The following is a 12,227-nucleotide window of genomic DNA, read 5'->3' as shown; positions in this document are numbered from 1 at the left end:
GGTAGATTGGGGACTTCCGGGCGTGGGGCGGGGGATGGAGGGCTGGGGTTTTGTGGTTTCTTGCTCATCTTGAGTTTCTCCAGAGTTTGGTTGGCTATGAATTGCCCGCTTACTTGCAGGCACCTTCGACTCGGCAGGCGCAAGTGGTGGGGACGTGACATGCGTGGTCCTTGCAGCGCATGGCCTGAGCCTCGCAGCCGCCTTCGGGGTAGGCGCCGAAGTGTTGCTCGTACAGCGCCACCGTGTGAGCGAAGGCGCTTTTCAGTTCCTGGTAGTCGTCCTGGCCGTAGATGCCGAAGTACGGGTAGTGGTCGATGAAGCGACCGAACACCTGGAGGCAGTTCTCGCGGTAGGCACGGGTGTCCAGGATGTGTGCATGCCAGATAGCATCGACCTGCTTGCTCGGCACCAACGAGACCGTTGGATACAGGCACTTGAGTGTCAGGAAACGGCGATATTCCAGCTCCGACGCGTCCCATTGTTCTGCGCTCATTTCGGCTTCGGACGAAGCGGTGTACTTATGCTTAAGACGCAGGAAATCCAGTTGGCTGACCTGCATTTCCAGGCCGTTGGCGGCGAGCAGAGGTTGTTTCAGGGCAATAATTGCAGTCATGAGTGTGTCTCCAGTGAATTAAGGGAATCAGGGCTTGAGAGCCCGCCTTCGCTTCAGTTCACGCTCGAAACACTGGCGACTGACCAGACTTTGCGGCGAGTAGCCGTACACGCTGGTCATGTAGAGCAGGCGCCAGGCGCAGCCGAGCTTGAAACGCACCAGTCCGTTGCGGCAGCGCACGCGCTTGCCGCCGAGAGCAGTGAAGGGAGTGCCGGCCTGCAGGGCCTGATCGATTTCGATGGCCTTACCTTGATGGCATGGACTGACCTGGTGTGGGCAGTTCGCGAGGATGTGTTCGATAGTGTTCATGGTTGGCTCCTGTTTGATGACGGAGCCAGTATTTATTTGTTGATTCCACTACCAAGACCTTTCATCGCCAGGCGTCGAGCAGGTCGTCGAAGGCCCTTGCCTCCTCATAGGTGGTCAGGATCATCTGCCGATATTGCAGCAGCAGCGTGTTCTCGGTTTGCAGGGTTGCTGCCAGGGTGTGCGCCTGCTCCAGTTCACCGTTGAGGTAATGCACCATCATGCTGTCGCCCATCGACAGCGCGGCTGTTTGGCAGGCCATGGCCTTGAGCAGATTGCCGCCATAGTCGTCCAGGCCCATCTGCGGCAGCGCGTTGTCGAAAGGGTTGGGCAAGCGCTCCAGCTTGAGGTCGACCGCCGATTTGAGCATACCGAGCAGGTCCATAAGTTGTTTGTTGATCAGCCCCAGGCTGGCCACCGACTGCCGTTCCAGCAGCAGGCTTGCGGCCCAATCGGCGTGCTGTCGGCGTTGCGCCGGTTGAGTGAACAGGAGGATCACCGTCTTGGGGTCGCCGAAGATACCATGCAACACAATGGCATTATGCAGGCCGTCCAGCTCACTGCGCGGTAGTGACCAGCGCTTGCGTCCGCCTTCCGTGAAGCTGATATCTTCCTTGTTTAGCTGGAGCACCCCGGCCTGCTTCATCGCCTCGACCAAGGTGTTCACCGAGTTGCGTAGGGCCTTGTGGTGGGCGGGCTTGATGCCAAACAGGCGCTCCACCGCCTGTGGCAGGGTCAGCCCTTGTTCAATAGCCACAAGCTGTTGCCAGTAAGTGGTCGACATCCTGTGCACCGGGCTGTTCATGTGCGCCCTTAGCGATGGTATTGGCCTGCTCGCGCCAGTCACGGGTTTTGCATTGGTAGTTGCGTTGGTACTCGTCAAGCACGCCGCGGCAATAGCCGGCACGCATGGCTTCGGAAAGCGAGGTGGTTTGCGCGGCGGCAAAGCGCAGTTGGTCGTGCTTGGCGTAGATATTAACCAGCTCGGTACAGCTCTCGATAAGCCGGGCCGGATCGGTGCTGGCCAGACTGAGTTGAATCGGCAGGCTCAGCAGCGTTAGGGTCAGCAGGGACGTGTGGGTTTTCACGGGCTGACCGCCTTGTCTGGAGTCGGGGAAGTGCTGGGCACCTGACGTGCGTTCTCCGTCACCGGTCGGGGCTGTTCGGCAATACGTGGTTTCGTCGGTGAACCCAGGTACAGGGCCAGTAGTGCGAAGGCCAGACTCAGTATTTCTTCCTCTTTGTTGACAAGGTCCAGCGAATCGAGCGCCTTTGCGTATCCTGCAAACTCCAGGCTTGGCCAGACGATCACCCCGAGGGCGGCCAGCTCTATGGCGAGTAGAACGCCCTGCGCCGTCAGCCAGCGCCCCAAACCACGCCAGAAGCCGTAACCGAAGTGCCGCGCGTAATGACAGTGTCGCCAGGTCAGCGCCAGCACCAGTAGCATAAAGACCCATTCATGCAGGGCCATATCGGCCAGCCCTTCGCCATACTCGAAAATCAGGGCGAAGAAGTCGGCGACGGCGATTAGCCCCAGCATCCAGAGCGCCAAGTGCTTCAGCCCGCCGAGCAGGCCACAGACAAAGCGTGTCAAGCCGGTATCGACTTGGGCGAACGGGGAGAGTTTCGGGTTATCCCGCATGGAACGTCCTTGTCGATAAATGGAAATCAGACCATGGTCTGCTCGACCATGGCATTGGTCAGGTGTTGATGCATCTGACGAGTCTGGCTGAAGCAGGCCTTGAGTTGGTTACAGAGTGGCATCCTCTAAAATTTGAACTACTCCGAAAAGCATCGGGCAGCTCACCAGTGAATATCGGCATCAATCTGCAATGCGTGCTGGTCAAGTCCAATGCAATGGCGGATGCACACGCTAGATAATCTAGTACTCGGGCGACCGGTCTGCCACCCCGCCGTACTTCTGGAGGTCCACATCTTCGGTCAGATCAAAGCAATCTAACTATTGGTCTTTGGCGTGGCAGTGCTTAAAGCGCTAGGCAGTGTTTGTATATCTCTTCTCTAGTCCGCTTTTTGTCCATATCGGGTGCGGACAGATTGCGGACGATTCGCTTGTGGTCTGAGTCCATTGTCCGGCGCTTGGCTCGTAGCCCGCTATTGTCCTACAAGCAAGGAAGAGCAAGGGTTCCGGTGGTTTCGATTAGTCAACCAACTTCGATCATGGCGCGCCCAGAAAACTGATCAGGTCGTCGACCGTCTCGACGCTGTAGCCTTCTAGATTTCCGTGAACCAAAAGCGTATTGAAAAGACATTAAACGGAATGTAGTCAGCCAACCGTCGGAAGTCGGTCCGCATGCAATGCGGACAAAATGCGGACAACCTCCCGGTATCGAACTCTTCGCTATGAAAAGCAGTGGACCACTACGACCGGATCGAACATTACTTACGGTGAGCTCCTGTAGGCATACGACGTCAGCCCTCGATAGAGACATATGCCGAGCCGTCTGACCAGTCACTTCAGTGCGAGCTGCGCTGCTATTCGCCTCCAAGCGTCAGACGGACTGGAAGCGGGTGAGCGGCCGACTGCTTGATAAAGTCATTAGGGGGAGGGGGGAGCAAAAGTCTGGAGCGCTGACCCCATGGACCGTTCTCTGCCCGTTTCAATCATTAATTCGTAGTTTTTTTAGGAAATCGCTGTCTTGGGCGAATTTGGGGGAATACTGGAGGTGCTGCGTCAAAAGTATTAGCGTTCGCAGTATCGGCGCCCCCCACGCCCAAACTATTTTTCCATCTCTTCCATCCCAAAACGGGGAGAGTAATGATGATCACACCCGGCGACGGCAAAACGGGGGGGGCAGCACGATAGGCGACCGGCTGGAGGCGGAGACGATAAGGGTACTTCCCGTTTTAGGTATACGTTTAGGTATACATGCTGATATTGATAATAGATAAATCCAGTAAAATAGCGGCCTGTAGGCGGTATGTTCGACCCCGGCTTCGGCACCATCTTCAGTTTCACAGGGTTTCATCAAGCTTCACGAAACCCTGATAAATAGCCGCCTTGAGCGGCTTTTTTATTGCGCCGAGTTTCGCACTCTTTCACCACCTGTCGCACATTTTTAGTACATTGTTCAGCACTTCCTCAGTTCGACTGACTTGATGATGTACTAATACCCCTGACAGATACCGCTGTTCGACAGGCCAAGCCGGCCGACAGACAAGAGCTTCACCCTCACGGATGCCAGTGGTCTGTCGCTGTTCGTGGCCCCCAATGGCACGAAGTCGTGGCACTTCCGGTTTTCCTAGTATGGCAAGCAGCCTCGCATGTCATTGGGCGTCTATCCAGATATCAGCCTTAAGGACGCCCGCGAACCGCGCGCCGTCGTGTTCGCCTGCACCTGATCCGTGTTACTTCGCCCGGGCGGGCCAGATGATCGCATCGATCAGGCCGGACGGCGGTTTCTTGTCGTCGAGTCCGGTGGGTGGAAACTCCCCCGCGCGCGGCTGACGGTAGGTGCCGAACAGCACGTCGAAGATCGGAAACAGCCCTGCGAAATTGCAGTCGTAGTGCTCAGGCAGCGCCGAGTGGTGAATGCGATGATATTGCGGCGAGTTCAGAGCGAACGACATGCGGCCGAAGCCAATTCGGATATTCATGTGGGAGAACACGTTGTAGAAACTGATGGCCGCGTATAGGCCGACGATGGCGGAATTTGCTTTGAAGATCACCCCGGCCAGCATGTAGATCGTCAGCATCTTAATCCCGTGTTCAGCCCAGTGATGCCGGCTGGTAGTGGTTGCGTTTAGCGCCGTATCGCTGTGGTGGAACGAATGCATGGCCCACATCACCGGAAAGCGATGCTGCGCACGATGGAATAGGTACTCCATGAAGTCGAGCGTGAAAGCATAAAGCAGAAAGCCGAATAGTAGCCCCCATCCAGTGCTCGGCAGATCGATCCAGCCACCACCTGCAGCATTGACGGCGACAACGGTGGCAGCGGAGACAAACGGAACAATTGCGGCCTGCGCCAAGGCATACAACAGCGTGTAGAGCAGATTAAAGCCAGCCGACTTTAGTGGTTGCACCTGGGCTGGATTGATGCGCTCGATGAGAAGGGCGATCACGAAGATGGCCAACAGCGGGAGGGTACCGAGTAAGGTGGCTTTAATGTCCATATTGACCTGCTCTTCTCAAAGTGGTGTCTTACGAACAGCGGTGTTTGATACTTTTTGTATTATCGACCTGGCCGCTTCTTGTTCTTAGTCACCACATCAACCATCCGCTTCGGCGATTTTTTTATGATAGTAGCCCATGACCATTCCACCACAAGCCGCCGCGACGCTTCATCGACTGGAAGGGTAGGTTAAAAGTCTGGAGCCTTCGTCTCAACGACCGGTCCCTGTCCGTTTCAACCATAAATTCATAGTTTTTTGGAAAATAGCCGTCTTGGGCGAGCATGAGGAAGTGCCGGGAGGTGCGGCGTCAAAAGTTTGAGCGTTCGCAGTATCGGCCCCTGCGGCCAAACTATTTTTCCATCTCTTCAAAACGTACATTCCTAACCACCATCCCTAAACGGGGAGAGCAATGATGGTCACAATCGCCACCCGGCGACGACAAAACGGGGGAGGGCGTCGGCATTGGCGACCGACTGGAGGTTGATCGCGCGTCGCGCGTATATTGCCTGTTGATTCTTCCTTACCTGTCTTGCTGTAAGCCTCGCTTTACTGGTGTTCATTCGTTCTAGTGAGCTGCGCTTTGCCCGCTGGTCTGAGTCCGACTTTACCCGGAGCATGTGGGCGATTCCCGGCGAACGGGCACCAATCGAGGGTGTCAAGAGGTCGCACCGAGGAGCCAGGATGGGGACTCCGCACCTTGTCCTGTTGTCACGCCAGGTGCTTGAAGTACTGGAGCAGATACGCCGGCTTAGCGGGCGTTTTGATCTGGTATTGCCGGGCGATCACTACCACTGGCGGCCAATGTCGGAGAACCCCGTAAACAAGTCACTGCGTCGTATGGGGTACGACACCAAGATAGAGGTTTGCGGGCACGGTTTCCGCACTATGGCCTGTTCCGCGTTGGTCGAGTCCGGCCTAAGGTCGCGTGACGCGGTCGAACGGCAAATGAGCCACCAAGAGCGCAACGGCGTGCGCGCGGCCTATATCCACAAGGCTGAACACCTGGAAGAGCGCCGACTGATGATGACGTGGTGGGCCGACTACCTGGACGCCAACCGGGCAGAGCACATAACGCCCTACGAGTTTGCGCATAAGGTCGGTGCTGACGAGACCAGAGCTCTAGGGGCGGTGGGCACGTGATAAAGCCTGACATGCTGTCGATCATTTCCAGATGGGCGCGCCAGGCCAATACATGAACACGGGTAACCGCGCAGAACTCTTCCACCGCGGTGAGCCCATAAACCCGCAGAAACCTTCGAGGTCGCCCTGCCAGGCCCGTCGTGTACGGGGGGTGTCGAGATTGGCGAACCCTTCCACTGACACCGGCACCGCCGCGAGCTGGTGGAACTGGTCGGCGGTCAGGAACGCAGCCGCCCAATGAAAACGGCCTGGCCCCCTTTGGGGGAGCCAGGCCGTCTACCTGCAGCAGCATTCAGACAATGTCAGTGCTTGCCATGTTGGTCACACCGACCAACTGGATGATGTTGGTGATACCCACACCGTCACCGTCCTGTGCCAGGTAGCCGTCGCCTCCAATGACGCCGAAGTAGTAGTTGGTGGTGCCGTTCAGCGCGCCATCGGCGGCCGAGATGAATCCGGCCAGGTTGGCAACGGGTGCCAGCACTTCGCTGTAGTTGGCTCCAGAACCTGCCGTCGTGAAGTCCAGCTTGTCGACGCCGGAGACGAAGCCGGCGGAGATCACGCTAGTCGTTGCGGACAGCAGCGCGTCGGTATCGGCATCCAGGGACTTGAAGCTGAAGGTGTCCATACCCGCGCCGCCGGTGAAGGTCTTGCCGCCAGCGATGGTCACGTCCAGGGTCTGGGCAGCGGTCGAATCTCCGTCATAATCCGTCACCGTCACGTCGAAGGTCAGGCGGGCGTCAGGCGTCGACGAGGTCACAAAGCCCATGTCGACGATCTTGACCACGTCGCCGTCCCATGTTCCTGCTTCGCCGGCCTCCACGGGATTGCTCTTGCTGCCTTCACCATCTTCGTTTCCGAATGCCAATGTGGCACCCGTGCTTGCCCCGGTGACGCCGACGTTGCCATTTAGGTTGTACCCGTTGCCGGTGACGCCCTCGGTGGAAACCAGTACCTGCAAGCCCTGGATCACGTAGTCCTCGGTGCCGAAGTTGTAGTCATTGCGCTCGAGGATCACCGCGCCGTCGTTCTGATCCAGTGTGATCCCGTACGCCGCGGGATTCGCAATTGGATGGAAGTTGTTGTTGGTGGTGGAGGGGGTTTTCAGAATGATGTCCTGGCTGTCGACAATGATCGCCCGGGTGATCGGATTGTTGGATCCGTCAGGATCGACCAGCTTCAACACCAGCACCAGATCCTCGCTGCCGATGCCGTCGAACTTGATGAAGATCCCGTTGCTCGTGGCGGTGGGCGCCAAGTTGGTGTCGCCGAATGGATTGGCGGTGAAGAAGTCCAGGTCCATCACCTCGCCCTGCTGGATGGTGTCGCCGGCCACGCCGGCCGCAGTCCCGGAAACACTCACCCAGGACGTCGCCGCAGAGAACAGCTCACCAGGGCTGAAGGCGTTATCGCCACCCGCCTTGATGTTGTTGGCTCCGGTTCCACCGCTCGCTTCGGCGAATCCACTGAACTGCACGAAGAAATCGTCTGCCAACTTGGCCACCGAGACCGGCGGCTGTTGGTTGATCGGCGTCGTGCCGCCGATCGCATAACCGGTGAAGCCCTGCGCGGTCGACGTCCGCAGGATGCTGAAGCTTTCGATCTCGTCGGTCAGGCTCAGCGTGTAGGTGTCGGCCACCTTGTCGAACGTCAGCGTACCGGTCGCATTGGTGGTAGCGCCCTGGTTCGGGTTGTTGGACACATAGGTAAAGGCGATGTTGAACACCGCCGTGGCGTCGGTTTCAGAGAACCAGGTTACCGACCTGTTGGTAATGGCGTTCGCTCCCACCGAGACGCCCGTCATGCTCAGGGACAAGTCGCTGTTCGAGGCGCTGTAGAGTGTTCCCAGTCGATCATCCGCGCCGATGTCGTAAGCGAAGGTGCCAGTGCCGCCGGGGGTCGGATTGGCGGAGTTCCGGTAGACCAGGTTCGACTTGGCCGTTACCAACGGCGAGTCATCATCGACCGTGATCACCAGCTTTTCGGCTGCGGCCGTCACCGTATCGCCATCTGCGTCGGTAGCCTGCAGGATGGTGCCGAGCTGGAGGACAAGGTCGTTCTCGGTGTTGTCGCCCGCCACCCCATTCAGGCTCGGGTGGTCGAGTTGGTCGAGCTGCGTGAAAACGTAGGCGCCGGTCGCCGCGGTCAGCGCAAAGGTGAACACTTCGCGGTCATCGGCTTGGTAAATGCCGTCGCTGGCTCCGACGTCCACGTAGGCCGTCAGCGTGTTGCCGGTCACGTCATATTTCACCGCCCCGCCCTTGGAGGTCAGCGTCTGCAGCAGATTGCTGGTGTCCGTGGACAGGCCATAGGTCAGCGGATTGTCGACGCCGGACTGGAAGATCGAGTCGATGCTGCCTGAGGCGAACGCGACCTCCCCACTAACATCGTTGGTCCCGCCTGCGATCCCGCCGGGCAAGCCGTCCTCGTCCACCGTCGCTGTCACGGGCGTGCCGTTTGCTGTCGGCCCATCGTCCTGGAAGGCGACACGGGCGCCGATGCCGACCGAGGCGGCATGGGTGTCGCCATCGCCGTCGGTGACGGTGACTACTGCGAGCAGCGCGGCGTTGTCGATGGCGAGCGACTCATCGTGGCTGGCGCCGCCGGTGGGGTGCTTGATCGAGTGGTACTGCACGATGCTGAGCACGCCGGTGATGGCGTTGATCGCCACGGCGAAGGCGGCTTCGCCGTCATCGGCGCCGCCGGAAATGCGGCCGACCACCAGCGCGCCTTCCTTGGTCAACAGGATGCTATTGCCTTCCGTCGTGTCCAGGCCGGAGTCGACGCCGGCACTGGCGACATTGAGCGAGTAGGCAGTGCTGGCCAGGCCATCCTGGCCACCGCTGCTGGCGCTGGAGTCGATCACCGAGGCGCTGCCCTGGGCGTAGGCCGCGGTCATGTCGCTGCTGACAGTGGCAACGGCGGCGAACACGGCAAGCGGGCCGAGTAGGTCGTCGGCATCAGCGTCATTGCCCGTCGTTTCATCGTGCCGGACCAGGCCAGCACCGAGCGCCGCCGAGGCTGTCGGGCCATCGTCCTGGAAGGCGACACGGGCGCCGATGCCAACCGAGGCGGCGTGGGTGTCGCCATCGCCGTCGGTAACGGTGGCGACCGCGAGCAGCGCGGCGTTGTCGATGGCGAGCGACTCATCGTGGCTGGCGCCGCCGGTGGGGTGCTTGATCGAATGGTACTGCACGACGCTGAGCACGCCGGTGATGGCGTCGATCGCCACGGCGAAGGCGGCTTCGCCGTTATCGGCGCCGCCGGAGATGCGGCCGACCACCAGCGCGCCTTCCTTGGTCAACAGGATGCTATTGCCTTCCGTCGTGTCCAGACCGGAGTCGACGCCGGCACTCGCGACATTGAGCGAGTAGGCAGTGCTGACCAGACCGTCCTGGCCGCCGCTGCTGGCGCTGGAGTCGATCACCGAGGCGCTGCCCTGGGCGTAGGCCGCGGTCATGTCGCTGCTGACAGTGGCAACGGCGGCGAACACGGCAAGCGGGCCGAGTAGGTCGTCGGCATCAGCGTCATTGCCCGTCGTTTCATCGTGCCGGACCAGGCCAGCACCGAGCGCCGCCGAGGCTGTCGGGCCATCGTCCTGGAAGGCGACACGGGCGCCGATGCTGACCGAGGCGGCGTGGGTGTCGCCATCGCCGTCGGTGACGGTGGCGACCGCGAGCAGCGCGGCGTTGTCGATAGCGAGCGACTCATCGTGGCTGGCGCCGCCGGTGGGGTGCTTGATCGAGTGGTACTGCACGACGCTGAGCACGCCGGTGCTGGCGTCGATCGCCACGGCGAAGGCGGCTTCGCCGTTATCGGCGCCGCCGGAGATGCGGCCGACCACCAGCGCGCCTTCCTTGGTCAGCAGGATGTTATTGCCTTCCGTCGTGTCCAGGCCGGAGTCGACGCCGGCACTCGCGACATTGAGTGAGTAGACGGTGCTGGCCAGACCATCCTGGCCGCCGATGCTGGCGCTGGAGTCGATCACCGAGGCGCTGCCCTGGGCGTAGGCCGCGGTCATGTCGCTGCTGACGGTGGCAACGGCGGCGAACACGGCAAGCGGGTCGAGTACGTCGTCGGCATCAGCGTCATCGCCCGCTGTTTCATCGTGCCGGACCAGGCCAGCACCGAGCGCCGCCGAGGCTGTCGGGCCATCGTCCTCGAAGTTCACCGCGCTGCCGATTTCCTGGGGCACGGCGACGATATTGGGCAAAAGAAAGCCGCCGATATCGAAGGGGGAGTTGAGCTGGGCATTCGCATTTCCGATGTTCTCGATCAACACGCGGTTGTGCAGTTCGCTGGTGGTGTATTCGATCGAGTACTTGGACTGGAAGCCAGCAATCGTCACGGTGCGATCGGCGCCGCCATTGCTGAGGTTGAACGTCACGGTGATATTGCCAACCGTCGTGTTGGCGGTGACGCCGTCGAGACCGGCGATGATATTGCCGTTGCCATCGCGGATCGTGACGCTGGTGATGTAGGCCAGGTTGTCGTCTGCGTCCAGGAGCCCCTCGTAGTAGCCACTGGTCTCCTCGAAATCCGTGGTGTAGGCGCTGATCATAGCCGTGGACGCCTTGGGCGGTGTCTGCTGCGCAATGACAAAGGTCGCACCCGTCGCGCCGAAGAGTCCGCCAAAGTCGATGTTATCTTCGACGATCGCCTCGCCGTGCGTCAGGCCGGGCACGGTGTAGAGCGGGTTGGGGTTGGTCACGAAGGTGAAGATCATCCCTTCGCCAGGGTCGACCCCCTGGTTGTTGGTGCCGATGGTCGTGGCGCCGCCGCCCTGGCTGGTATTGACGGTGTCACCCGCATCCTTGCCATTGACGATCTTGTCCGGATCCAGGCCGGTGACGACGAGCCCCACGTCAGAGCTGCCGGCTTTGAACATCAGGAACTTGTTCTGCCCGGACGGCACACCGGCGAAGTCGAAGGCGGCATCCTGGCTGGCGGTGGCCCAGAGGTGGTCCGTCATGTCGACCACGTCGTCGGGGTTCGAGGTGTCCGGGTTCTGGAGCGGCGCGAACTGCGTCATCCAGACCTTGGCGCCGGTTGCCGTCTGTTCCAGATAGGCGGAGAAAACGATGGTGCCGCTCGGATCTGCCACGTCGTCCTCGGGCGCGTCGGTGGCCCCCTCAGCGCCTATGCGGCCCAGGACGATGTTGTTGTTGGTGGAGTCCGTGTACAGGAAGATTCTCCTGCCATCGAGGGTATAGAGACCGCTCCAGTCCGTACCGGCATTGGCATTGGTCGGGTCGCCGAGCGCTTTGCCCTCGGCATCGGTGAAGGCGAGATCGAGGTAGCTGCCGGTGATGGTGATCAGGTCGGTACCGGTGTTGCCAGCGGCGCCGGTATAGCCACTCAGCGCAGTCTGCATTGGAGTAACGGCGCCCAACAGCGCGAACAATCGGGACTCGAACGCCAACGGGAGGTCGTTGGTTTCGTCGGTGCCGTTGATTGCGGCAACGGTAATGTCGTTATCGGTGTTGTCGCCTGGGATGTCGGGTGTGGCAGTGGCGTTCTGTAAACCGCCTGATTCATCAGTTGTGATGCTGCCGCTCAACGTAATAGCCATGACGTTCTCCTGAGGAGTTCCGGTCATCGAGGCCTGACCGTTGACCTTGCATTGCTAAACGCCATCATGGAGAACGGCCGGGGGATTGGGCATGGCCCGATACTCCCAATCGGGGCAGGAGAATCGGACTACCTGGATGCGCAAACGGGATGTGGGAGGACGCGACGCCGCAAATCCCACGTGTGGATGAGGGTATGGCGCCTGTGCTCAAGGCCGCCCGGTGCGGGGAGGCAGCTTTAACGTGGGGGGGACGGCATGGCGTTCAAGGAGCCAGCAGACAAGGATTTACAGCGCAGTTTGAATATCGCTTGGTGGCTGGTATCCCTGGCGATCCTTGCGCCGATCCTTTCGATAGTCCTGCCTTATCCATAAGCGCTTGGAGCAGTTGGAAGAGGCCGCAGTGATCCATGCGACCGAGATATTCGATCAGGAACAAATCTTCGTAGACGCTGCTTGACCATG

At 59.9% G+C, this 12,227-nt stretch carries 7 protein-coding genes and 2 pseudogenes; 2 read left to right on the top strand and 7 right to left on the bottom strand.

Annotated elements, in window-relative coordinates:
- Positions 1-109 precede the first annotated feature (109 nt).
- The 5 genes from AC3IT9_RS15420 to AC3IT9_RS15400 form a co-directional block, all read right to left on the bottom strand.
- Positions 110-613, bottom strand: a complete 504-nt coding sequence (locus tag AC3IT9_RS15420; RefSeq protein WP_489270274.1) for a glycine-rich domain-containing protein — start codon at positions 611-613, stop codon at positions 110-112.
- A gap of 27 nt (positions 614-640) precedes the next feature.
- Entirely contained in the window at positions 641-922 is a 282-nt protein-coding gene (locus AC3IT9_RS15415; RefSeq protein ID WP_489270273.1) for a ParE family toxin-like protein, read from the bottom strand.
- Between the two features lie 61 nt (positions 923-983).
- Entirely contained in the window at positions 984-1,703 is a 720-nt protein-coding gene (locus tag AC3IT9_RS15410; RefSeq protein WP_489270272.1) for a hypothetical protein, read from the bottom strand.
- Positions 1,666-2,007 carry a hypothetical protein gene (locus AC3IT9_RS15405; protein WP_489270271.1) on the bottom strand — a complete coding sequence of 114 codons (342 nt, stop codon included), beginning with the start codon at positions 2,005-2,007 and terminating at the stop codon, positions 1,666-1,668. The genes AC3IT9_RS15410 and AC3IT9_RS15405 overlap by 38 nt, the downstream gene beginning before the upstream one ends.
- Positions 2,004-2,561, bottom strand: a complete 558-nt coding sequence (locus tag AC3IT9_RS15400; RefSeq protein WP_489270270.1) for a hypothetical protein — start codon at positions 2,559-2,561, stop codon at positions 2,004-2,006. The genes AC3IT9_RS15405 and AC3IT9_RS15400 overlap by 4 nt, the downstream gene beginning before the upstream one ends.
- Before the next feature lie 1,486 nt (positions 2,562-4,047).
- On the opposite strand from AC3IT9_RS15400, the pseudogene AC3IT9_RS15395 reads away from it, so the two are divergent.
- Positions 4,048-4,255: pseudogene (locus tag AC3IT9_RS15395) on the top strand (Arm DNA-binding domain-containing protein); the annotation flags it as partial.
- 30 nt (positions 4,256-4,285) lie between these two features.
- Here the strand turns inward: AC3IT9_RS15395 and AC3IT9_RS15390 are convergent.
- Positions 4,286-5,053, bottom strand: coding sequence for a sterol desaturase family protein (locus AC3IT9_RS15390; RefSeq protein ID WP_489270269.1), 768 nt, complete (start codon positions 5,051-5,053; stop codon positions 4,286-4,288).
- A 519-nt stretch (positions 5,054-5,572) separates the two neighbouring features.
- On the opposite strand from AC3IT9_RS15390, the pseudogene AC3IT9_RS15385 reads away from it, so the two are divergent.
- A pseudogene (locus AC3IT9_RS15385) lies at positions 5,573-6,193 on the top strand (tyrosine-type recombinase/integrase); the annotation flags it as partial.
- A gap of 292 nt (positions 6,194-6,485) precedes the next feature.
- Here the strand turns inward: AC3IT9_RS15385 and AC3IT9_RS15380 are convergent.
- The gene (locus AC3IT9_RS15380) at positions 6,486-11,765 is read right to left on the bottom strand and encodes a DUF5801 repeats-in-toxin domain-containing protein (protein ID WP_489270268.1); all 5,280 of its coding nucleotides are present in this window, start codon (positions 11,763-11,765) and stop codon (positions 6,486-6,488) included.
- Between the last annotated feature and the right edge of the window lie 462 nt (positions 11,766-12,227).

The sequence above is a fragment of the Pseudomonas sp. KH_046_1 genome (assembly GCF_057839025.1).
Note: the sequence above shows the minus strand (reverse complement) of the source record. Positions and strands in the feature narration are given on the sequence as shown.

Excerpts from the sequence above, each read along its gene's own strand:
- AC3IT9_RS15420 (WP_489270274.1), bottom strand. The coding sequence starts at position 613 with ATGACTGCAATTATTGCCCTGAAACAACCTCTGCTCGCCGCCAACGGC.
- AC3IT9_RS15415 (WP_489270273.1), bottom strand. The coding sequence starts at position 922 with ATGAACACTATCGAACACATCCTCGCGAACTGCCCACACCAGGTCAGT.
- AC3IT9_RS15410 (WP_489270272.1), bottom strand. The coding sequence starts at position 1,703 with ATGTCGACCACTTACTGGCAACAGCTTGTGGCTATTGAACAAGGGCTG.
- AC3IT9_RS15400 (WP_489270270.1), bottom strand. The coding sequence starts at position 2,561 with ATGCGGGATAACCCGAAACTCTCCCCGTTCGCCCAAGTCGATACCGGC.
- AC3IT9_RS15390 (WP_489270269.1), bottom strand. The coding sequence starts at position 5,053 with ATGGACATTAAAGCCACCTTACTCGGTACCCTCCCGCTGTTGGCCATC.
- AC3IT9_RS15380 (WP_489270268.1), bottom strand. The coding sequence starts at position 11,765 with ATGGCTATTACGTTGAGCGGCAGCATCACAACTGATGAATCAGGCGGT.